Annotated in this window: 1 protein-coding gene; it reads right to left on the bottom strand. The window is 71.4% G+C overall.

The genetic code is table 11. The annotated features are described in order from the left end of the window. Positions 1–192 (bottom strand): hypothetical protein (locus IG90_RS40535; protein ID WP_157846413.1); only part of this gene is annotated, 192 nt, incomplete at its 3' end. Positions 193–203 lie beyond the last annotated feature (11 nt).

The following is a 203-nucleotide window of genomic DNA, read 5'->3' as shown; positions in this document are numbered from 1 at the left end:
GGCGTTGACGTTCTCGTTCCACCACGCCCCGGCCGGGGTCGCGACCATCGCCGCCGACGCCGTCGCGAGCAGCAGTGCCTGGGCGCGGTCGGTGTGGAGTTTGCTGGTGACCTTGGCCAGTCCGGGGAGCTTCTCCGCGTAGTAGAGGAGAGCGGCCGACCCGGCGCAGGCACCTCCGGCAGCGGCGGTCACAGCGGTTTCGA

Source organism: Streptomyces anulatus (assembly GCF_000721175.1).
GTDB classification, from domain to species: Bacteria; Actinomycetota; Actinomycetes; order Streptomycetales; family Streptomycetaceae; genus Streptomyces; species Streptomyces anulatus_C.
Note: the sequence above shows the minus strand (reverse complement) of the source record. Positions and strands in the feature narration are given on the sequence as shown.